Origin of the sequence: Paracoccus aminophilus JCM 7686, from assembly GCF_000444995.1 — a bacterium.
In the GTDB taxonomy this organism is placed as follows: domain Bacteria; phylum Pseudomonadota; class Alphaproteobacteria; order Rhodobacterales; family Rhodobacteraceae; genus Paracoccus; species Paracoccus aminophilus.
The window spans coordinates 1-20135 of record NC_022041.1; the positions used below are offsets into that span (position 1 = coordinate 1).

General features: G+C 61.0%; 21 protein-coding genes. 16 read left to right on the plus strand and 5 right to left on the minus strand.

All coding sequences use genetic code 11. The features are described 5' to 3' along the window. Nucleotides 1-170: 170 nt before the first annotated feature. The 8 genes from JCM7686_RS00005 to JCM7686_RS00040 all read left to right on the plus strand — a co-directional run bounded on the left by JCM7686_RS00005 (nt 171) and on the right by JCM7686_RS00040 (nt 8134). Nucleotides 171-617 (plus strand): CopD family protein, encoded by a 447-nt coding sequence (locus tag JCM7686_RS00005; protein WP_020948817.1) that lies wholly within the window; start codon nt 171-173, stop codon nt 615-617. 128 nt (nt 618-745) lie between these two features. Next, nucleotides 746-2017 (plus strand): transcription termination factor Rho, encoded by a 1272-nt coding sequence (gene rho / locus JCM7686_RS00010; protein WP_041527445.1) that lies wholly within the window; start codon nt 746-748, stop codon nt 2015-2017. Nucleotides 2018-2033: 16 nt separating this feature from the next. Then, entirely contained in the window at nt 2034-3284 is a 1251-nt protein-coding gene (gene mnmE, locus JCM7686_RS00015) for a tRNA uridine-5-carboxymethylaminomethyl(34) synthesis GTPase MnmE (RefSeq protein WP_020948819.1), read from the plus strand. Further along, entirely contained in the window at nt 3285-5153 is a 1869-nt protein-coding gene (mnmG, locus tag JCM7686_RS00020) for a tRNA uridine-5-carboxymethylaminomethyl(34) synthesis enzyme MnmG (RefSeq protein WP_236635857.1), read from the plus strand. It begins immediately after the preceding gene. After that, nucleotides 5150-5737, plus strand: a complete 588-nt coding sequence (gene rsmG / locus JCM7686_RS00025; protein ID WP_041527014.1) for a 16S rRNA (guanine(527)-N(7))-methyltransferase RsmG — start codon at nt 5150-5152, stop codon at nt 5735-5737. Before mnmG ends, rsmG begins: the two co-directional genes overlap by 4 nt. Then, nucleotides 5730-6506 (plus strand): ParA family protein, encoded by a 777-nt coding sequence (locus tag JCM7686_RS00030; protein ID WP_020948822.1) that lies wholly within the window; start codon nt 5730-5732, stop codon nt 6504-6506. The genes rsmG and JCM7686_RS00030 overlap by 8 nt, the downstream gene beginning before the upstream one ends. A gap of 15 nt (nt 6507-6521) precedes the next feature. After that, nucleotides 6522-7403 carry a ParB/RepB/Spo0J family partition protein gene (locus JCM7686_RS00035; RefSeq protein ID WP_041527015.1) on the plus strand — a complete coding sequence of 294 codons (882 nt, stop codon included), beginning with the start codon at nt 6522-6524 and terminating at the stop codon, nt 7401-7403. A gap of 257 nt (nt 7404-7660) precedes the next feature. Beyond that, complete coding sequence (locus tag JCM7686_RS00040) at nt 7661-8134, plus strand: Lrp/AsnC family transcriptional regulator (protein WP_020948824.1); 474 nt, start codon at nt 7661-7663, stop codon at nt 8132-8134. Here JCM7686_RS00040 and nagB read toward each other — a convergent pair. The 5 genes from nagB to hrcA form a co-directional block, all read right to left on the minus strand. Continuing rightward, complete coding sequence (nagB, locus tag JCM7686_RS00045; RefSeq protein ID WP_020948825.1) at nt 8128-8913, minus strand: glucosamine-6-phosphate deaminase; 786 nt, start codon at nt 8911-8913, stop codon at nt 8128-8130. The two genes, JCM7686_RS00040 and nagB, sit on opposite strands and share 7 nt — an antisense overlap. Nucleotides 8914-8979: 66 nt before the next feature. Continuing rightward, nucleotides 8980-10449, minus strand: coding sequence for a MocR-like pyridoxine biosynthesis transcription factor PdxR (gene pdxR, locus JCM7686_RS00050; RefSeq protein ID WP_020948826.1), 1470 nt, complete (start codon nt 10447-10449; stop codon nt 8980-8982). Between the two features lie 122 nt (nt 10450-10571). Beyond that, nucleotides 10572-11963 carry an aminotransferase family protein gene (locus JCM7686_RS00055; RefSeq protein WP_020948827.1) on the minus strand — a complete coding sequence of 464 codons (1392 nt, stop codon included), beginning with the start codon at nt 11961-11963 and terminating at the stop codon, nt 10572-10574. Between the two features lie 155 nt (nt 11964-12118). Next, a complete protein-coding gene (locus tag JCM7686_RS00060; RefSeq protein ID WP_041527447.1) occupies nt 12119-12679 on the minus strand; it encodes a nucleotide exchange factor GrpE in 561 nt (186 codons plus the stop codon). 4 nt (nt 12680-12683) lie between these two features. Next, entirely contained in the window at nt 12684-13739 is a 1056-nt protein-coding gene (gene hrcA, locus JCM7686_RS00065; protein WP_020948829.1) for a heat-inducible transcriptional repressor HrcA, read from the minus strand. A 109-nt stretch (nt 13740-13848) separates the two neighbouring features. Between hrcA and rph the strand changes: the two genes are divergently transcribed. From rph to JCM7686_RS00105, 8 genes are all read left to right on the plus strand, one after another. Continuing rightward, complete coding sequence (rph, locus tag JCM7686_RS00070) at nt 13849-14562, plus strand: ribonuclease PH (RefSeq protein ID WP_020948830.1); 714 nt, start codon at nt 13849-13851, stop codon at nt 14560-14562. Then, on the plus strand, nt 14559-15164 hold the full coding sequence (gene rdgB, locus JCM7686_RS00075; RefSeq protein WP_020948831.1) for an RdgB/HAM1 family non-canonical purine NTP pyrophosphatase: 606 nt from the start codon (nt 14559-14561) through the stop codon (nt 15162-15164). The genes rph and rdgB overlap by 4 nt, the downstream gene beginning before the upstream one ends. Beyond that, nucleotides 15157-15531 (plus strand): RidA family protein, encoded by a 375-nt coding sequence (locus tag JCM7686_RS00080; RefSeq protein ID WP_041527016.1) that lies wholly within the window; start codon nt 15157-15159, stop codon nt 15529-15531. Before rdgB ends, JCM7686_RS00080 begins: the two co-directional genes overlap by 8 nt. 104 nt (nt 15532-15635) lie before the next feature. Continuing rightward, nucleotides 15636-16823: a radical SAM family heme chaperone HemW gene (gene hemW / locus JCM7686_RS00085; RefSeq protein ID WP_020948833.1), complete on the plus strand. Its 1188-nt coding sequence runs from the start codon at nt 15636-15638 to the stop codon at nt 16821-16823. After that, on the plus strand, nt 16823-17188 hold the full coding sequence (locus JCM7686_RS00090; RefSeq protein WP_020948834.1) for a YbaN family protein: 366 nt from the start codon (nt 16823-16825) through the stop codon (nt 17186-17188). The genes hemW and JCM7686_RS00090 overlap by 1 nt, the downstream gene beginning before the upstream one ends. Nucleotides 17189-17293: 105 nt before the next feature. After that, nucleotides 17294-17995 carry an aspartate/glutamate racemase family protein gene (locus JCM7686_RS00095; RefSeq protein WP_020948835.1) on the plus strand — a complete coding sequence of 234 codons (702 nt, stop codon included), beginning with the start codon at nt 17294-17296 and terminating at the stop codon, nt 17993-17995. A gap of 279 nt (nt 17996-18274) precedes the next feature. Then, nucleotides 18275-18859: an S-(hydroxymethyl)glutathione synthase gene (gene gfa, locus JCM7686_RS00100; RefSeq protein ID WP_020948836.1), complete on the plus strand. Its 585-nt coding sequence runs from the start codon at nt 18275-18277 to the stop codon at nt 18857-18859. A gap of 128 nt (nt 18860-18987) precedes the next feature. Then, nucleotides 18988-20115, plus strand: a complete 1128-nt coding sequence (locus JCM7686_RS00105) for an S-(hydroxymethyl)glutathione dehydrogenase/class III alcohol dehydrogenase (RefSeq protein ID WP_020948837.1) — start codon at nt 18988-18990, stop codon at nt 20113-20115. The last annotated feature ends 20 nt before the right edge of the window (nt 20116-20135 follow it).

Genomic DNA, 20135 nt, shown 5'->3' on the forward strand with positions numbered 1-20135 from the left:
TTAGAAGAATCCCACTTTGACCTCATCGCCGCGAAACGGTTATCCACGCGCAAAAAAGCCTGTGAAAAGAGTCCAAGAATGTGACTTTTCCAGATACCAACAGGACCATCTGAATCATCAATCTTTAATTCTTCTTTAATTTTAAGATTAAGAGACTAAGGGTAGCGCCCATGACCGAACTCCTGAGCCTCACTTATCCCTGGGCAAAAGCCCTCCACATCATGGCCGTCATTTCGTGGATGGCTGGCATGTTCTATCTGCCGCGTTTGTTCGTCTATCACGCCGAACGCGGGCGCAGCGGCACCGAGCCGACGGCCTCTTTCGTCATCATGGAAGAGAAACTTCTGCGCATGATCATGAATCCGGCGATGATCGTCACCTGGATCGCGGGGCTGTGGCTCGTCGCGACGCCCGGAATCGTCGATTGGTCGTCGATCTGGCCCTGGACGAAGGCCGCGGGCGTCCTTGCAATGTCGGGCTATCACGGTTGGCTGTCGAAACAGCGCAAAGAGCTGCTCGCCGGGCGAGGGGCCTCTGGTCGGACCTATCGGATCGCCAATGAAGTGCCGACTTTGCTGATGATTGTCATCGTTCTCTCGGTGATTTTGAAGTTCTGAACCCTGAGTCGCGTTGACTCACCGGGTTTGAGTCCCTATCTGGGCAAAAACCGCCGTCCGGCGGGGATTCTCCATGCACTGATCCGACGCGCATCTTTCTGGGTGATCGCGCATATATGGGCGGAATGATGAGCGAAGAACGTTTGAACCTGTCCGATCTCAAGGCCAAGAGCCCGGCCGACCTGCTGGCGATGGCCGAGGAATGGGAGATCGAGAACGCTTCGGCGATGCGTAAGGGCGAGATGATGTTCTCGCTTCTGAAGGAACATGCCGAAGACGGGTTCGAAATCGGCGGCGATGGCGTGCTCGAGGTCGTCCAGGACGGTTTCGGCTTCCTGCGCTCGCCCGAAGCGAACTATCTGCCGGGTCCGGACGATATTTACGTCAGCCCGGACATGATCCGGCAGCATTCCTTGCGCACCGGCGACACCGTCGAGGGCGTGATCCGCGCGCCCGGCGAGAATGAGCGTTATTTCGCGCTGACCAAGGTCGAGAAGATCAACTTCGAAAGCCCGGAGAAGGCGAAGCACAAGGTTGCCTTCGACAACCTGACGCCGCTTTATCCGAATGAGCGGCTGAAGATGGAAATCGAGGATCCGACGATCAAGGACCGCTCGGCCCGGATCATCGACCTGGTCGCGCCGATCGGGAAGGGCCAGCGCTCGCTGATCGTGGCGCCGCCGCGGACCGGTAAGACGGTTCTGCTGCAGAACATCGCCAATTCGATCGAACGCAACCACCCCGAATGCTACCTGATCGTGCTTCTGATCGACGAGCGGCCGGAAGAGGTTACCGATATGCAGCGGTCAGTGAAGGGCGAGGTTGTGTCCTCGACCTTTGACGAACCGGCAAGCCGTCACGTCGCAGTCTCGGAAATGGTGATCGAGAAGGCGAAGCGGCTGGTTGAGCATAAACGAGATGTAGTCATCCTGCTCGATTCGATCACAAGACTTGGTCGTGCCTTCAACACTGTGGTGCCGAGCTCGGGTAAAGTGCTTACTGGTGGTGTTGACGCCAATGCCTTGCAGCGCCCGAAGCGTTTCTTCGGCGCCGCGCGAAACATCGAAGAGGGCGGCTCGCTGACGATCATCGCGACTGCACTGATTGACACCGGCTCGCGCATGGACGAGGTCATCTTCGAAGAATTCAAAGGGACCGGTAACTCGGAGATCGTACTTGATCGGAAAGTTGCGGATAAACGCGTCTTCCCGGCGATGGATATCCTGAAATCCGGCACCCGGAAGGAAGAGCTGCTGGTCGATTCGAAAGATCTTCAGAAAACCTACCTGTTGCGCCGCATTCTCAACCCAATGGGAACGACCGACGCGATTGAATTCTTGATTTCGAAGTTGAAACAGACCAAGTCGAACGGCGAATTCTTCGATTCCATGAACGCCTGAGGTCCGGGAGACTGAATTGGACACGATTTTTGCAGAAGCAACGCCTCCCGGCCGGGGGGGCGTTTCTGTCATTCGTGTAAGCGGGCTGCGCGCGCGCGAGGCGCTTGAATATCTGGCGGGCGAGGTTGCGGAAGCGCGCCGCGGCTATCTTCGGACCTTGCGCGACGGGGATGACGTGATTGACCAAGCGCTGGTCATCCGCTTTGAGCAAGATGCGAGTTTTACCGGCGAGAGCGTTGCCGAACTTCAGCTGCATGGCGCGCCTGTTATCGTTCAACGTGTTGAAACTGCACTGCTTTCTTTGGGATTGCGCCGTGCCGAGGCGGGTGAGTTCACGAAACGGGCGTTCATCAATGGGCGGATGGATCTTGCCGAGGCAGAGGGGCTCTCTGATCTCTTGGCCGCGGAAACAGAGGCGCAACGCAAGTTGGCAATGCGCGCGACGAGCGGTGAAATCGGGCAGTTTTCTGAACGGATGCGAGCGCTGCTAATTCGCGCCGGCGCTTTGGTTGAGGCGAGCATTGACTTTGCCGACGAGGATGTTCCGGAAGATATTCCCGCCGAGACGTTCCAGCTTTTGGCCGAAGTGCGCGCGGAGCTGGAACGGGTGTTGGCCCAGTACCCGGCGACAGAGCGGCTTCGCCAGGGTTACGAGGTCGCGATTATCGGGCCACCGAATGCCGGAAAATCAACGCTGCTAAATCAGATCGGTAAACGCAAGGTTGCGCTGGTATCAGATATTGCTGGGACGACTCGAGATGTGATCGAGTTACGCACGGATCTGAAAGGGCTCCCAGTTACATTCCTCGATACGGCCGGTCTTCGTGAAAGCGATGATCAGGTTGAGGCGATGGGCGTTGCTTTGGCACAGGAGCGCGCGGATGCTGCAGATCTGCGAATCCATCTCTCGCCAGATGGGGGTAAGCAGGCCGGCTTCCGTGACGGCGATCTTCTTGTCCGGGCCAAGAGCGATCTATCTGGCGCGGGGATCTCTGGCTTGACCGGGGAGGGGGTCGCGGATTTGCTCGAATCGGTGTATAGCGTGTTAAGGATGCGATCCTCTGGTGTCGGACTTGTTAGCCATCTTCGCCAGGCAGATGCACTAAGGCGGGCAGTATCGTCTTTGGAAATCGAGCGAGGGCTGTTACCGGAGTTTGTCGCGGAAAAAATTCGCCAGGCGATTCATGAGATGTCCTCGATGGTAGGGAAGATCGGCGCAGAAGAATATTTCGATGAGATCTTCTCGTCGTTCTGTATCGGGAAATAGGTGTTTCACGTGAAACAATATGATGTCGTAGTTATCGGTGGAGGCCATGCGGGATTGGAAGCCGCCATGGCATCAGCACGGATGGGCGTGAGTACTGCGTTGGTAACTCTCAAAATCGACGATCTCGGGACGATGTCGTGCAATCCGGCAATTGGAGGTCTCGGGAAGGGGCATCTTGTTCGGGAAATCGACGCCCTTGACGGTGTCATGGGTAGGATCGCGGACGAAGCTGGCATTCAGTTTAGGTTGCTGAACCGTCGAAAGGGGCCAGCGGTACAGGGACCGCGAGCGCAGGCTGACAGGGCGCTCTATCGTGCGGCGGCCTACAGAATGGCAACTGCGCAAAGAAATCTGGATCTTATATCCGGTGAAGTGGCCGAAATTGTGTCGGAAGGCGGCCAGGTCCGCGGTGTTCGCCTTGCAAATGGCGAGGAGATCTCGGCTCGATCCGTCATTCTCACTACGGGAACATTTCTTAACGGCGTTATTCACGTCGGCGATGTTAGCCGTCCGGCTGGACGCTGGGGCGATGCCGCCTCGGTAAGATTGGCGGAATCTTTGGCGCCCTTGGGGCTTACGCTCGGACGATTGAAAACTGGAACGCCGCCTCGATTGGATCGTGCGAGCATCGACTGGGATTCCTTGGATAAGCAGCCTGGCGATGACGATCCTGTTCTCTTTTCCTATATGAATGACCAGTTTTCCGGCCAGCAGGTCGATTGTGCCATAACCCACACGAATGAGCGGACCCATGACGTCATCCGCCGGAACCTCGAGCGTTCGGCGATGTACGGCGGGCATATTGCCGGGGTTGGACCTAGATATTGTCCCTCCATCGAGGACAAGGTCGTGCGCTTCGCCGATAAGCTGTCTCATCAGGTTTTTCTCGAGCCCGAAGGGTTGAATACCAATCTCGTTTATCCGAACGGCATATCGACGTCTTTGCCCGAGGATATTCAGCGAGAGTATGTGAAATCGATTCGAGGTCTGGAAGAGGTAGAAATTGTTCAACCAGGTTATGCGGTCGAATATGACTATGTCGATCCGCGCGCATTGAAATCGACGCTCGAAGTAAAGGCGATTGACGGTCTTTACTTCGCAGGGCAGATCAACGGTACCACTGGTTATGAGGAAGCTGCTGCGCAAGGTTTGATTGCGGGTCTGAACGCCGCGCTTTCTGCTCAGGGACGATCACCGCTGGCGATGAGCCGTTCGCAGAGTTATATCGGTGTTATGATCGACGATCTTGTCACGCGTGGGGTGAGCGAGCCTTACCGGATGTTTACCTCGCGAGCTGAATACCGGCTGTCGTTGCGCGCTGATAACGCGGATCAGAGGCTTACACCGCTTGGAATCGAAATCGGCGCCGTGTCGGAGGACCGTAAGGCGCGCTTTTCTGACAAAATGAGCCGCTATGACGCCGCGCGGCGCATTGCCCAGGGCTCCGCCTTTTCGCCATCCGAGCTTCTGTCCAGAGGCATAGAGGTTCGGCAAGATGGCGTAAGGCGCAGTGTATTTGGTCTTCTGGGACAGGGCGGCATTGCGCGCGATGAGGTCCTTAGGCTGGATTCGCGTCTTGCAGATTTCTCTAAGGAGACAATTGAGCAAGTCGCGACTGACGCGTTGTATTTTCAGTACACGGATCGGCAAGAGCGCGACGCGGAAATGCTGAGGAAGGAGGAGGGTGTAAAGATCCCGTCCGACTTTAGCTACGAAACTATTTCAGGGCTTTCTAACGAATTGAAGGATAAGCTTCAGCGTTATCAGCCGACGACATTGTCCGCTGCCGCTGTGATAGAGGGCATGACCCCAGCAGCGCTGACGCTTTTGTTGGCCGTTTTGCGCACCAGCGAGCGGCGCTCAGCATGATCGATGTTTCACGTGAAACAGCGCGTGCGCTCGCGCAATACTGCGAGCTTGTTCGAAAATGGAACCCTCGGATCAATCTCGTAGCCGCAGGTAGCCTGCTGGAATTTGAAGAGCGGCATTTGCGGGATAGCCTGCAGCTCGTCGACTTGTCCGCAAAAACAAATACGAACTGGGTGGATCTTGGTAGCGGGGGCGGCTTACCCGGCTTGGTCGTTGCAATTTCACGGCCCGATCTTGAGGTAAAACTCATCGAAAGTGATCGGCGCAAAGCAGAGTTTTTGCGGACGGTTTGTCGAGAACTTGGGCTGAAGAATTGCGCAATCGTTGCGCAGCGGATCGAAGCTGTAGATCGGCTTGATGTCGCCAACATTAGTGCACGCGCTCTTGCGGCGCTTCCGCTTCTCATGTCATATGTGAGCAGGCATCTGGCAGAAGACGGGACCGCGTGGCTGATGAAAGGTAGAAATTGGCACGCCGAGGTCGAGGAAGCGCGGAAAACATGGCGCTTTGATCTGATATCACATCCAAGTCTGACCGACGAAAATGCCGCGATCCTGGAAATTAGAAGGATAGAACATGTCTGAGGCCCGGATCATCGCGGTCGCAAACCAGAAGGGCGGGGTGGGAAAGACCACAACAGCCGTCAATCTTGGGGCATCGCTTGCGGAACTTGGCCATTCGGTCGTTGTGATTGATTTGGACCCGCAGGGAAACGCGTCTACCGGCTTGGGTGTTCCTCCTGAGGCGCGAGAAGTCAATTCGTTCGACCTGCTTCTGGGAGAAATGGCTTTCTCTGATAGCATCCAGAGTACCGAGATTGAAAACCTTCGAATTGTCCCCTCGAGCAGCGATCTCGCCGCCGCTGATTTGCAGCTCGCGTCGATTCCGGGGCGCACTCAGTTACTCCGCAAGAAGCTGCGCGCAAGCAGTGAAGCCAGCTATATCTTGATTGACTGCCCACCAGCTCTGGGATTGCTGACCGTGAATGCGATGGTCGCAGCCGATAGCGTTTTGGTTCCGCTACAGGCAGAGTTTTACGCGCTTGAAGGTCTGTCGCAATTGCTCATGACCGTACGCGAGGTCAGGCAAGGGGCCAATCCAGATCTGCGCATTGAAGGTGTGTTGCTGACAATGGCAGATAATCGTAACAATCTTTCGCAGCAGGTTGAGGCCGACGCTCGAGCGACTTTGTCCGATCTGGTTTACTCGACGGTTATTCCGCGAAATGTCCGTCTTTCTGAAGCGCCGTCGCATGCGATGCCGGTGTTGAGCTATGATTCCACGTCCAAGGGGAGCGGCGCTTACCGCGCGCTCGCCCGAGAATTTCTGAGCCGCCAGCTTGTATCTGTTTAAGAAGGAAAAAATGACGTGTCGGAAGCGAAACCAGAGAAGCGGGGACTTGGCCGGGGGCTTTCTGCACTGATGGCCGATGTCGACTTGATTCCTTCCGAGCGTCCGGCGCAGCGCCAGACGCTTCCTGTTGAACAGATTACGCCCAATCCGGACCAACCGCGGCGGAGCTTTGAGCCGGAAGCTCTGCAGGAATTGGCGCAATCTTTGCGCAGCAGGGGCATTCTTCAGCCGCTCATCGTGCGCCCGCATCCGCAGGATAAGGGGCTCTATCAGATTGTCGCCGGTGAGCGCCGCTGGCGTGCGGCGCAGATCGCGCAGCTGCATGAAGTGCCGGTGATTGTCAGCAATCTGAGCGATACCGAAGTTCTAGAGATTGCAATTGTCGAGAACATCCAGCGTTCGGATCTGAATGCGATCGAAGAGGCGGGCTCCTACAAGCAGTTGATGGAGCGGTTTGGTCATACGCAAGAGCGGCTCGCTGAGGCGTTGAACAAGAGCCGCAGCCATATCGCGAACCTTTTGCGCCTTTTGAACCTGCCGGAGCAGGTTCAGGCCTGGCTAAAAGAGGGTAAACTGACCGCGGGTCACGCCCGTGCTTTGATTACCGCGCCAAACGCCGTCGAGCTAGCCCGCAAGGTGATCGAGCGCAATCTGTCCGTTCGTGAGACGGAAGAGCTCGTTCGCCGGCAGGCAGAGCCTAGCCAGGCCAAAGCGCGGCGTCCGCGCGAAGTTGAGAAGGACGCGGACACCCGGGCTCTGGAAGGGGATCTGACGGCGCAGCTGCGGATGCCGGTGAGCATTAACCACGCTGGCCTTGATGGCGGCGAGATCGTCGTGCGCTACAAAGACCTCGATCAGCTTGATCGTCTGTGCCAACTGCTGGGCGCGGGCGCCTAGGGGTTTACGTTATCCGATCTGAGTAAATTACGCCGGAGATGTTACATCTCCGGCTTTTTTGTTCCCCTTTTTGTGCCTCTTTGCGAATGCCGCAACGAGATCAAGCGCGGAATCCCGCGTCTTTCCCTGAACATGCACCCGTTAAGGAAAAATGTCCTATTTTTTGGCGTCAGCGAATTAATATCTACCAATCCAATCGTCTTTTGGTATTATCATTTTTGCCAACGAACGAATCTGCAAGGCAAAGGAGTAGAATCATGGCTGAACTTGACCTGATCGACCGCAAAATCGTTGCCTCGCTGATGCAGGACGCGTCGCTTTCCGTCGCGCGCCTGGCCGAGCGGGTCGGGCTGTCGCAAACACCGTGCTGGAAGCGCATCCAGCGGCTTGAGAGCACGGGGATCATTACTGGCCGCGTCGCTCGGGTCGATCCGGTGAAGCTTGGGCTGGGCCTGACGGTCTTTGTCGCGGTCGAGGCCGCCGATCACAGCGCCGACTGGCGCGAGCATTTCCAGACGGAGCTCGCGCGTCACCCAGAGATCATCGAGGCGCATCGCCTTGCCGGTCCGACCGACTATCTGCTGCGTGTCGTGGTGAAAGACATGCCCGCCTTTGACGACTTCTACCGTCGTCTGACCAGCGGTGTGCCGATGCGCAATGTGACCTCACATTTCGCGATGGAGCCGGTCAAGAACGAGAATGTTCTGCCGATCGACACCCGCAATCACTGAAGCTCGTCACGCGCCGAGCCGTCGGGATGAACGTGAAGGTAATAGTCCTTCAGCTTCAGATCCTGGGCGGCGGCGCGGTCGAGAATGACCGTCGCTTTCGGATGCAGCTGTAATGCCGAGGCAGGGCAGACGGCAGCCAGCGGACCCTCGACCATCGCCGCGACCGGCGCGGCCTTGCCCGCGCCCACAGCGAGCAGAAGGCAGCCTCTCGCGTCGAGGATCGTGCCCACGCCCATGGTGATCGCAAGGGACGGGATATGCTCGTCCGCACGAAAATAGCGGCTGTTTGCCTCTCTGGTTTCGCGGGTCAATGTCTTGATCCGCGTTCTGCTTTTGAGGCTCGAGGTCGGCTCATTAAAGCCGATATGCCCGTTGTGCCCGATCCCGAGCAGCTGCAGATCAAGGCCGCCGCATTGGGCGATCGTGGCCTCATAGCGGGCGGCCTCGGCTTCGGGATCGCGGGCATCGCCGCGCGGCAGGTGGGTGCGCTGAAGGTCGATGTCGACCTGCGAAAACAGCACCCGGTTCATATAGCTGCGATAGGATTGCGGATGGCTGGGCGCGAGGCCGACATATTCGTCGAGGTTGAAGGTCGTGACCCCAGAGAAGCTGAGTTTGCCCGCGCGGTGGCACGCCACCAGCCGCTCATAGACCGGCAGCATGGTGCCCCCAGTCGCCAGCCCCAGCACCGTGCGGCTGCGTTCGCGGATCGCCTCTGAAATCATCTCTGCCGCGCGTTCCTGCGCGGCTTCTGCGGTGTCGAGAATCAGGATTTTCATGGCTTTGCCTTCCTTGGGTGCCGGGATGGTGCCGGTCTGCCCCGCAGCGTCAAGCCCCTGAATGAATTACGTCTTCGCCCGCTCGATCGCACCCGAAATGCGGGCGATGCCTTCCGCGATCCGCTCGCTTGGGATCGAGGAATATGCGAGGCGGTAGTGTTGGGGCTGGGGCTCGGGGTCGAAGAAGAAATCGGGGCCGGGCTCGATAACCACGTCCTGCGCCAAGAGATCTTGAGCGAGGCGGGTCGTATCGATCCCGGGCGGAGTGCGCATCCAAAAGCTCGATCCGCCCGCGCCACTGCCTGCGCCCGCGATCTCAAGTCGGTGCCGGGCGATGGCTTCTTCCATGACGGCGCGCCGCTCGGCATAGACCCGGCGCATGTGCTCCATCTGACGATCGGCATGACCGAGCGAGAGGAAATAGGCGACGGTGCGTTGCAGATGGCCGGGCGGGTGGCGCAGCACCAGCGCGCGCAGGGCGCGGGCCTCGGCCAGAAACTCGGTTGGCCCGACAAGGTAGCCCAGACGCAATCCGGGAAAAAGCGACTTCGAGAACGAGCCGACATAGATCACGCTCTCGGCCCGATCGAGCGATTTCAGTGCGGGCGAGGGCGCATTGGTGAAGGACATTTCGAATTCGTAATCGTCTTCGACAATCGCAAATCCCTCGTGCTGCGCGCGCTCCAGCAGATCGCGGCGGCGGGCCAAAGACATGGTGGTGTTGGTCGGGCATTGGTGGCTGGCGGTGGTGAAGACGACATCGGTGCCTTGCGGGATCTGGTCGGGCGGCAAGCCTTCGGCATCGACATCGAGCGGGCGGACATGGCAGCGGGTCTGCTCGACGATCTGGCGCAAGCCGGGGTAACAGGGGTTCTCGATCACCGCCGTCCGGCGCTGGTTCAGCAGGACCTGCGCCGAGAGCCACAGCGCATTCTGCGCGCCAAGCGTCAGCAAAACCTCCTCGGGGCGGGCGTGAATGCCGCGCCGGGGCAGAAGGTGCCGGGTGATATAGAGCACCAGCTCGGGGTCGTCGGCTTCGTAGAAATCAGCGGTCAGCAGGTTGAAATCGCTTTGACCAAGCGCCTGCCGCGAGCATTGCCGCCAGGCGGCAAGATCGAAGAGCGCGGGGTCGGCTTGACCGTAGATGAACGGGTAGCGGTAGCTCCGCCATTCCGGATTGCGAAAGCGCCCGCGGCTGGTGCTGAAGCGTTGACCGATCAGCCGCGACCAATCGGCCCTTTGCTCGGCGTCGTTGGTGGGGGGCGCGGCCGGGCGGCTCTGGACACCCTCGGCGATGAAATAGCCCGAGCGGTCGCGCGACGACAGAAAGCCTTGCGCCATCAGATCGGCATAGGCGGTGGCCACGGTCAGCCGGCTGATGCCCAGATGGCGCGCGAGCTCTCGGCTTGAGGGCAGGCGCTCGCCGGTCAGGAAGCGACGGTCAAGAATGGCCTCGACGATCTGCTGGCGCAGCTGGTGCTGCAGCGTCGCGGCGCTGGCGGGATCAAGGAAGAACAGCTCGGCTGCGATTGCCATCTTGCCCTCATCTGGCCCGGTGAGCGGGCCGGTCTGGACGTGGCGCTATCATGGCAGAGGCCCGGCAGACAAGCTACCGGGCCTCTTTGTCACACGTGAAACAATTTGTCGTTTAGATCGGCTCAGCCAAAGACGCGGGTCAGGGCCACGTCGATCGCATTGGTGATCGCGTCGATGTCGTCCGCTGTCGCGATCAGCGCGGGCGAAAGGCAGAGCGTGTTGTTCATCCCCGGCAGTGAGCGGTTGGTCACGCCAATGATGACGCCCTGCGCCGAGCATTCCGCCACGACCTTCTGCGCCAGCTTCTCATCGACCGGCTCTTTGGTCTTGCGATCCGCGACCAGCTCGGCGCCTTGGAAGAGACCGATGCCGCGCACGTCGCCGATGACCTCGTGCTTCTCCATCAGCGCCTTCAGGTTCGCGGTCAGCCGCGCGCCCATGCGCTTGGTGTTGCCCAGGAGATCCTCGTCGATGATGATGCGCATGTTTTCCAGCGCCGCTGCCGGGCCAGCCGCGCAGCCGCCAAAGGTCGAGATGTCGCGGAAGTAGCTGAGCGGATCGCTCGGGTCGTCCTTGAACTGATCGAAGACCGCCTCGGTCGTGACCATGCAGGAAATCGCCGCATAGCCCGAAGCGACGCCTTTCGCCATGGTCACGAAATCCGGCTTGATGTCGAAGTTCTGATAGCCAAACCATTCGCCGGTCCGGCCAAGGCCGCAGACGACCTCGTCGATATGCAGGAGGATATTGTACTTCTTGCAGATCTCCTGAACCCGCTCCCAATAGCCTTCCGGCGGGGTGATGACGCCGCCGCCCGCCGTGATCGGTTCGAGGCAGAGCAGGCCGACCTCGTCCGGGCCTTCGCGCAGGATCACCTCTTCGATGGCATCGGCGGCGCGGCGGCCGTAATCCTCGACATCCCATTGCTTGCGGTATTCGAGGCAATGCGGGACCTCGACGAAACCGGCGGGCAGGGGGCCGTAAAGCGCGGCGCGTTCAGGCTGGCCACAGGCGGCGAGGTTCGCGAGTGTGGTGCCGTGATAGTCGCGCTCGCGATAGAGGATCTTCCATTTCTTGCCGCCGTGATGGCGCGCCGAGATCTGGCGGACCATCTTGAAGACCTTCTCATTCGCCTCAGAACCCGAGTTCGCGTAATAGATCCGGCTCAGCCCCGGCATCTTGTCCAAGAGCGCCTCGGCAAAAAGCGAGCCGGGGATCGAGCCCGCCGATTGCGCGAAATAGTTCATCTGGATCAGCTGGTCGCGCACGGCATTGGCGATGCTCTCGCGGCCATAGCCGACGTTGACCGTCCAAACCCCGCCCGAAACCGCGTCGATGAATTCGCGCCCGGCGGCGTCCCAGACCCGGATGCCCTTGCCCTCGACGATGATGCGCGGATCGGTGGTTTCCAGCGCCTTGTGCTGAAGCAGGTGGTGCCAGATATGCGCGCGGTCGGTTTCGATGATATGGGTGAGATCATTGCCGCGAGCGGTGAGCGGATTGGCGATGTTCATGGCGGGGCCTCTTGGACGGAAGGACGGTTGTGTCGGCCACAGCCTCTCATGTCCCCGCACGCGGCAATAGTGCCAGATGCCCTGAATCGATAAGGCCAGTTGCGGGGATTTCCGACAGCTGGCCAAATCATCTTTGCAGGTCTGATCTTCTGGGATCAGCCGGGGTTCGAGCTGACGCCGACCTTGGCCGGGCGCAGCAGGCGATCGTGCAGCATGAAGCCGTTGTCCATGGTCTGGATGATCGTGCCCTTCACTGTGCCCGGGACCGGAGCCTCGAACATCGCCTCGTGCAGCTTGGGATCGAAGGTCTCGCCAAGGGCCGGGCTGATGACGGTAATGCCGTGTTTGGTGAAGATGCTTTCCAGCTCGCGCAGGGTCAGCTCGACGCCTTCGATCAAGGCGCCCGCGACAGCGCGCTGCTCTTCGGTGGCATGGGTCAGGGCGCGGGTCAGGTTGTCATGGACCGGGGCCAGATCGCGGGCGAGACGAGTGCCGCCATATTGCTCGGCATCGCGACGTTCGCGGTCGGCGCGTTTGCGGGCATTCTCGGCATCGGCGAGCGCGCGCATGAAGCGGTCGCGATATTCGTCACGTTCGGCAATGATGGCTTCGATCTCCGGGGCGGCGGTCACATCCCCAAGGTCAACATCTTCCCCGAAGATATCCTCTGGGAGATCGCTCTCGGGCAGGCGCCCGTTTTGGTTGTCTTTCGTCATCATCTCATCCTTTTCTGCCGGAGAGGACCCGCCCGACCAATTGGGCAGTGTAATCCACGATAGGCACGATGCGTCCATAGTTCAGTCGCGTCGGTCCAATCACCCCCACGGCTCCGACAATTTTCCGGTCAGCGTTCATATAGGGGGAAACCACCAGAGAGGAACCAGAAAGTGAAAAGAGTTTGTTTTCAGAGCCGATGAAGATGCGCACCCCCTCGCCATCTTCCGCCAGTTCAAGAAAACGCGCGATGTCGCGCTTTCGTTCAAGGTCGTCGAAAAGCACGCGGATCCGTTCGAGATCCTCGACCTCGTGATCCAGCAGATTGGCGCGCCCGCGCACGATCAACCGCGAGTCCGAGCCGTCGCCTTCCCAAAGCGCCAGCCCGGTCGAGACCAGCTCGGCTGCGAGCCCGTCCAGCTGCTGACGCGAGGCGGTGATCTCTTTGGTGATCGAGGCGCGCAAGTCGGTCAGCGTCCGGCCCTCGCCGATGGCGTTCAGGAAATTCCCGGCCTCGCGCATCGAAGAGGGCGTCTGTCCCAGCGGCGGGGTAAAGACGCGGTTCTCGACGCGGCCGTCGGCGAAGACCAGAACGACCAGCGCGCGGTCGGCGGCGAGGCTCACGAATTCGATATGGCGGATCGGCGCTTCCTGTTTGGGCGTCAGCACCAGCGAGGCGCCATGGGTCAGCGCCGACAGCGCGCCGCCGATCCGGTCCAGAAGCAGGCCGGTGTCCGAGGTGTCGTGACCCACGGTCTCGTCAATAGCGCTGCGGTCGGTCTCGGTCACCGGACCGGCCTCCATCAGCGCATCGACGAAAAGCCGCAGCCCGATCTGCGTCGGCAGGCGCCCGGCGGAAATATGGGGGCTGTTCAGAAGGCCCAGATGTTCGAGATCCTGCATGACATTGCGGATCGTCGCGGCACTGACCCTTTCGCTCATGTCGCGGGTCAGCGTGCGCGAGCCCACCGGCTCGCCCGTGTCGAGATATGCCTCGACCACGCGCCGGAACACCTCGCGAGAGCGGTCGTTGAGTTCGGAAAGCAGGCTGTGTTCGGGCATTTCGTCTCGGATTGGCCTTCATGGGTCGGGGCGGGGGCTGCGGTGACGGGTTGCGAACCAGGGCCGCTGGCCTGTAATTGGCAGCAACCTATCCCGAAAGGAATGTCAGATGCGCCCGTCAGGACGAAATTTAAGCGATATGCGCCCGATTTCAATTGAAACCGGGGTTATGCGTCACGCCGAGGGCTCTTGCCTGATCCGTTGCGGCGGCACCGAAGTGCTGTGCACGGCCTCGCTCGAAGAAAAATGTCCGCCCTTTCTCAAGGGTTCTGGGCAGGGCTGGGTGACGGCGGAATACGGGATGCTGCCGCGTGCGACGAACAGCCGCAACAAGCGCGAAGCTGCGCTTGGCAAGCAATCGGGCCGCTCGCAGGAAATCCAGCGCCTGATCGGTCGCTCGCTGCGCGCAGGCGTCGATCGCCGCGCGCTTGGTGAACGCCAGATCATCATCGACTGCGATGTCATTCAGGCCGATGGCGGCACCCGCTGCGCCGCGATCACCGGCGGTTGGGTCGCGCTGCGCCTTGCGGTGAACAAGCTGATGAAGGCCGGGCTGATCAACATCGACCCGATCATCGACCATGTCGCCGCGGTCTCTTGCGGGATCTATGCCGGGCAGGCGGTGATGGATCTCGACTATGCCGAGGACAGCGAAGCGGGCACCGATGGCAATTTCGTTCTGACCGGGGCGGGGCGTCTTATCGAGGTACAGATGTCGGCAGAGGGCTCGCCCTTCTCGCGCGATCAGATGAACCAGCTCATGGATCTGGCCGAGGCGGGTGTGGCCCAGCTCGTGGCTGCGCAGAAGGCTGCCATCGCATGAGAAAGCTGACTGAGAAGAAGCTGCTGATCGCGACCCACAACAAGGGCAAGCTTGACGAGATGCGCGCGATGTTCGCGCCGCATGGCATCGAGGTCACCTCGGCGGGCGAGCTCGGTCTGGCCGAGCCGGTCGAGACCGAGGACAATTTCGTCGGCAATGCCCGGATCAAGGCCCGCGCCGCGATGGAGGCGACCGGCCTGCCGGTTCTGGCCGATGACAGCGGCATCACCATCGACGGTCTGGGCGGCGCGCCCGGCGTCTATACCGCCGATTGGGCCGAGACCCCGAATGGCCGCGATTTCGATCTCGCCATGACCCGCGCCTGGACCGAGCTTGAGGCGCTGAACGCGCCCGAGCCGCGCACCGCGCAATTCCGCGCCACGCTGCTTTTACTGTGGCCGGACGGGCATGAGGAAATCTTCGAGGGCGTCGCGCCGGGGCATCTCGTCTGGCCGACGCGCGGGGCGCATGGTCACGGCTATGATCCGATGTTCATCCCGGATGGGCAGGATCGCACCTTCGCGGAAATGACCGCAGAAGAGAAAAACCAGATCAGCCACCGCGCCGATGCCTTCCGCAAATTGGAGGCCGTCCTTGCGTAAAATCTCGGGTGGATCGGCCTTCGAGGCCAAACTGGGCTACAGCCGCGCCGTGGTCAAAGGCCCGTGGTGTTTCGTGTCGGGCGTGACCGGCTATGACTACACCGCCATGGCGATGCCAGACGCCGCCGCCGATCAGGCGCGCAACTGCTTCGAGACCATCGTTGCGGCTTTGACCGAGGGCGGCTTTTCGCTCTCGGATGTCGTGCGGGTTCAATACACCGTGACCGACGCCGGGTTGGTGGATGAAATCGCGCCGGTGCTTGCCCATTATCTGGGAGAGATCCGGCCTGCGGCGACCATGGTGGTCGCGGGGCTGATCAAGCCCGAGATGAAGATCGAAGTCGAAGTCACCGCTTTGAAGGAGTGACGGCGGTCGCAGACCTGCCCTCATCCAAGACCGACCGCGTGGGCAAAGCCTGCTCTGCCCACGCCCCGCCAGCCCGTCCTCAGCCCGCCGCGTAGAAGTCCCAGATGATCCAAGACCAGATTTCGCCCGATCCGGCCGCCAATGACTGGCGCTCGGGCGGTTTCGGCCTTTACGTCCATTGGCCGTTCTGCGCCTCGAAATGTCCCTATTGCGACTTCAACAGCCATGTTGCGGGGGCGATCGACCAAAGCCGTTGGGCGCGCGCCTATGAGGTTGAGCTGGCGCGTCTGGGCCAGCAGGCGCCGGGGCGGGTGCTCAATTCGATCTTCTTCGGTGGCGGCACGCCCTCGCTGATGGCGCCGGAAACCGTGGCCTCGGTGATCGAGGCCGCGCGCGCCGCCTGGCCCTTCGCCAATGACATCGAGATCACGCTGGAAGCCAACCCCACCTCGGTCGAGATGGGGCGTTTTCGCGCCTATGCCGAGGCCGGGGTGAACCGGCTGTCGATGGGCGTGCAGGCGCTGAATGACGCCGATCTGCACAAGCTCGGGCGGATGCATTCGGTGGCCGAGGCGCAGGCGGCGTTCGACATCGCGCGCTCGGCCTTTGACCGCGTGAGCTTCGATCTGATCTATGCCCGGCAGGATCAAAGCCGCGAGGCTTGGCGCAAAGAGCTGACCGAGGCGCTGGCGATGGCGGTCGATCACCTCTCGCTTTACCAACTGACGATCGAGCCGGGCACGGCTTTTGGCGCGCGCCACGACAAGGGCGGGCTGAAGGGCCTGCCCGACGACGATCTGGCGGCCGATATGTATCTTGAGACGCAGGACATTCTGGCCGAGGCCGGGATGCCCGCCTATGAGGTCTCGAACCACGCGCGCGACGGCGCGCAAAGCCGGCACAATCTGGTCTATTGGCGCCAAGGCGACTGGGCCGCCGCTGGCCCCGGCGCGCATGGCCGCCTGACGCTCGACCGCACCCGCTACGCGACTGAGGCCCATCGCGCCCCCGGCGCATGGCTGGCCGCGCTTGAGGCCGAGGGCACCGGCGAAAGCCTGCGCGATGCGCTGACGCTCGAAGACCGCGCGCTCGAATATCTGCTGATGTCGCTGCGTCTGGCCGAGGGCATGGAGATCTCGCGCTACGAGGCTCTGGCCGGGCAGGCGTTGCCCGCCGACAAGCTTGCCGATCTGAGCCAGATGGGGCTGGTCACCCGCCGGGGCGACCGGCTGGCCGCGACCGATCAGGGCCGTCCGGTCCTCAACGCCATTCTGCGCGAGCTCGCGGCCTGATGCGGATCGTCTATCTGGGCATGGGCTGGCTGGGCGTCATCCTTGGCGCAATCGGGGCGCTTTTGCCGGTCATACCGACCGTGCCCTTCCTGATCGTCGCGGTCTGGGCGTTTTCGCGCTCCTCGCCGGAACTGCGCGACCGCATCCTGAACCACCCGACGCTCGGCCCGCCGATCCGCGCTTGGCGCGACGATGGCACGATCAAGCGCCGGGTCAAATATTTCGCGACGGCGGCGATGATCATGGGGCTCGGCTGGTCGATCTTTCTGGACCTGCCGCTTTACGTGATCATCCCGCAGGGGCTGATCTGCACGGCCATCGCTTTGTTCATCGTGACCCGGCCAGAGCCCGCCGCAAAGCCCTGAGGGCAAGGGCAGGGCGTGCCCGGCCCGCTTCCCGGCCTGGCTTCCTGCCGGGCTTGCCGCCGCCTGCCGCGCGGCTATTCTGCTGCCCGGGCAAAGGGAGCGCAGATGAAGACGATTGGCATTCTGGGCGGCATGTCCGCCGCCTCGACCCAGATCTATTACCGGACGTTGTGCGATCTGACGCGGGACCGTCTGGGCGGGCTGCATTCGCCGGAGCTGCTGATCCGCTCGCTCGATTTCGCGCCGATTGCGGCGTTGCAGGCGGCGGGCGATTGGGCCGGGGCCGGGCGGATCCTCAACCGCGAGGCGCTGGCCTTGCAGCGCGGCGGGGCCGATCTTTTGCTGCTCGCGACCAATACGATGCACAAGCTTGCGCCTGAAATGATGGCGGGCGTGACGGTCCCGCTGATCCATATCGCCGATGCGACCGCCGCCGCGATCCGCGGGCAGGGCCTGCGCCGCCCCGGCCTGATGGCCACGGCCTTCACGATGGAGCAGAGCTTTTACACCGACCGTCTGGCGGCGGCAGGGCTGGCTCCGGCGATCCCGAAGCCAGAGGACCGCGCCCAGATCCACCGCATCATCTATGACGAGCTTTGCCGCGATCTGGTCACCGACGAGAGCCGCGCGCGCTTTGAAGAGATCGCCGCAAGGCTGGTCGCGGACGGGGCGGATAGCCTGATTCTGGGCTGCACCGAGGTCGGGATGCTACTTCATCAGGGCAATGTCGTGGTGCCGGTCTTTGACACGGTCGCGGTCCATTGTCAGGCCGCGCTCGAGGCTGCCTTGGCGGGTGACCCCGCCTGAGCGTGCCGGTCCCCGGGGCGGCGCGCGCGGAATAGTTCAAGACAAAATACTGTTTATGCGGCATAGTCGGGCCTGCGACGCTCTGTCAGAGCGCGATGTCTCAGGGAACCGACGGGGGAAATCCCCTTGCGTCCGCAGGTTGAGCCCCTGCGCCGATCTTCTCTGTTTTGCAGCAATTTCAGCAGTTTTATCTTCGGGATACAACCTTTTGACCACTTGCGCCCGGTGCCCGGCACGCGTGATTTTGCGAACAGATTTAGTCCTATCGGAGGATGGACCATGGTTGATACTTCTGGCGTGAAAATTCACCCCGCCGTTGATAATGGCATCAAGCCGTCGAAGCCCGGCTTCGCTGGTGGCGAGCTTCAGTGCAAATGCGCATCGAACCCGGTCAAAGTGAAAGTTGCTTCGCAGACCGCCCACAACCACGTCTGTGGTTGCACCAAGTGCTGGAAGCCGGAAGGCGCAGTCTTCTCGCAGATCGCCGTCGTCGGCCGTGATGCCGTCGAAGTGGTTTCGGGCGCCGAGAAACTCGAGATCGTCAACAAAGACGCTCCGATCCAGCGCCACAAGTGCAAAGATTGCGGCGTTCACATGTATGGCCGCATCGAGAACAAAAACCATCCGTTCTACGGTCTCGATTTCGTGCACACCGAACTGTCGAGCACCGACGGCTGGGCCGCTCCGGAATTCGCAGCTTTCGTCAGCTCGATCATCGAATCCGGCGTCGAGCCGAGCCGCATGGACGCGATTCGCGCCCGTCTGAAAGAGCTCGGCCTCGAGCCCTATGACGCGCTGTCCCCGCCGCTCATGGATGCGATCGCGACCCATGTCGCGAAACGCTCCGGCGCCCTTCCGGCCTGAGCTGGTATCATTTAGACTAGACAACGTCGGGGGCCGGGAAACTGGCCCCCACCGCTATCGAGACCTCGACAGCAAGACATGACGAACAGGCTGGCCGGCACGGCCCGCAACATCAAGGAGAGCCCAAAATGAGAACACGCGCAGCTGTTGCCCTTGCACCCGGCCAACCTCTGGAGGTCATGGAGGTCAATCTCGAGGGCCCGAAGAAGGGCGAAGTCCTCGTTGAGATCAAGGCAACCGGCCTTTGCCACACCGATGATTTCACCCGTTCGGGCGCTGACCCGGAAGGCATCTTCCCTTGCATCTTGGGCCATGAAGGCGCGGGCGTTGTTGTCGAAGTCGGTGAAGGCGTCACCACGCTGAAAGTCGGCGATCACGTGATCCCGCTTTACACCCCCGAGTGCCGTCAGTGCCCGTCGTGCCTGTCGCAGAAAACCAACCTCTGCACCTCGATCCGCGCGACCCAGGGCCAGGGCCTGATGCCCGATGGCACCACCCGTTTCTCGATGCTCGACGGCACCCCGATCTATCACTACATGGGCTGCTCGACCTTCGCGAACCACACCGTTCTGCCGGAAATCGCTTTGGCGAAAGTCCGTGAAGACGCCCCCTTCGAAAAAATCTGCTACATCGGCTGCGGTGTCACCACCGGCATCGGCGCCGTGATCAAGACCGCAAAGGTCGAGATCGGCGCGACCGCCGTTGTCTTCGGTCTGGGCGGCATCGGCCTGAACGTGCTTCAGGGCCTGAAAATGGCTGGCGCTGACAAGATCATCGGCGTGGACCTGAACGACGGCAAAGAAGAAATGGCGCGCCACTTCGGCATGACCCATTTCATCAACCCGTCGAAAGTCGACAACGTGGTTCAGGAAATCATCAACCTGACCAAGACGCCCTTCGACCAGATCGGTGGCGCGGATTACTCGTTCGACTGCACCGGCAACGTCAAAGTCATGCGTGATGCGCTTGAGTGCACCCACCGTGGCTGGGGCCAGTCGATCGTCATCGGCGTGGCACCTGCTGGCGCCGAAATCTCGACCCGTCCGTTCCAGCTGGTCACCGGCCGCGTCTGGAAAGGCTCGGCCTTCGGTGGCGCGCGTGGCCGTACCGACGTTCCGACCTTTGTCGATTGGTACATGGACGGCAAGATCGAGATCGATCCGATGATCACCCACATCCTGACGCTGGACGAGATCAACCATGGCTTCGATCTGATGCATAAGGGTGAATCGATCCGCGCGGTGGTGGTTTACTGATCCTCAAGCACTGCTTAGGT

Excerpts from the sequence above, each read along its gene's own strand:
- JCM7686_RS00005 (WP_020948817.1), top strand. The coding sequence starts at position 171 with ATGACCGAACTCCTGAGCCTCACTTATCCCTGGGCAAAAGCCCTCCAC.
- JCM7686_RS00105 (WP_020948837.1), top strand. The coding sequence starts at position 18,988 with ATGAGAACACGCGCAGCTGTTGCCCTTGCACCCGGCCAACCTCTGGAG.
- JCM7686_RS00095 (WP_020948835.1), top strand. The coding sequence starts at position 17,294 with ATGAAGACGATTGGCATTCTGGGCGGCATGTCCGCCGCCTCGACCCAG.
- rph (WP_020948830.1), top strand. The coding sequence starts at position 13,849 with ATGCGCCCGTCAGGACGAAATTTAAGCGATATGCGCCCGATTTCAATT.
- rdgB (WP_020948831.1), top strand. The coding sequence starts at position 14,559 with ATGAGAAAGCTGACTGAGAAGAAGCTGCTGATCGCGACCCACAACAAG.
- rho (WP_041527445.1), top strand. The coding sequence starts at position 746 with ATGAGCGAAGAACGTTTGAACCTGTCCGATCTCAAGGCCAAGAGCCCG.
- JCM7686_RS00040 (WP_020948824.1), top strand. The coding sequence starts at position 7,661 with ATGGCTGAACTTGACCTGATCGACCGCAAAATCGTTGCCTCGCTGATG.
- JCM7686_RS00090 (WP_020948834.1), top strand. The coding sequence starts at position 16,823 with ATGCGGATCGTCTATCTGGGCATGGGCTGGCTGGGCGTCATCCTTGGC.
- gfa (WP_020948836.1), top strand. The coding sequence starts at position 18,275 with ATGGTTGATACTTCTGGCGTGAAAATTCACCCCGCCGTTGATAATGGC.
- nagB (WP_020948825.1), bottom strand. The coding sequence starts at position 8,913 with ATGAAAATCCTGATTCTCGACACCGCAGAAGCCGCGCAGGAACGCGCG.
- hemW (WP_020948833.1), top strand. The coding sequence starts at position 15,636 with ATGATCCAAGACCAGATTTCGCCCGATCCGGCCGCCAATGACTGGCGC.
- JCM7686_RS00060 (WP_041527447.1), bottom strand. The coding sequence starts at position 12,679 with ATGACGAAAGACAACCAAAACGGGCGCCTGCCCGAGAGCGATCTCCCA.
- rsmG (WP_041527014.1), top strand. The coding sequence starts at position 5,150 with ATGATCGATGTTTCACGTGAAACAGCGCGTGCGCTCGCGCAATACTGC.
- pdxR (WP_020948826.1), bottom strand. The coding sequence starts at position 10,449 with ATGGCAATCGCAGCCGAGCTGTTCTTCCTTGATCCCGCCAGCGCCGCG.
- JCM7686_RS00030 (WP_020948822.1), top strand. The coding sequence starts at position 5,730 with ATGTCTGAGGCCCGGATCATCGCGGTCGCAAACCAGAAGGGCGGGGTG.
- hrcA (WP_020948829.1), bottom strand. The coding sequence starts at position 13,739 with ATGCCCGAACACAGCCTGCTTTCCGAACTCAACGACCGCTCTCGCGAG.
- JCM7686_RS00055 (WP_020948827.1), bottom strand. The coding sequence starts at position 11,963 with ATGAACATCGCCAATCCGCTCACCGCTCGCGGCAATGATCTCACCCAT.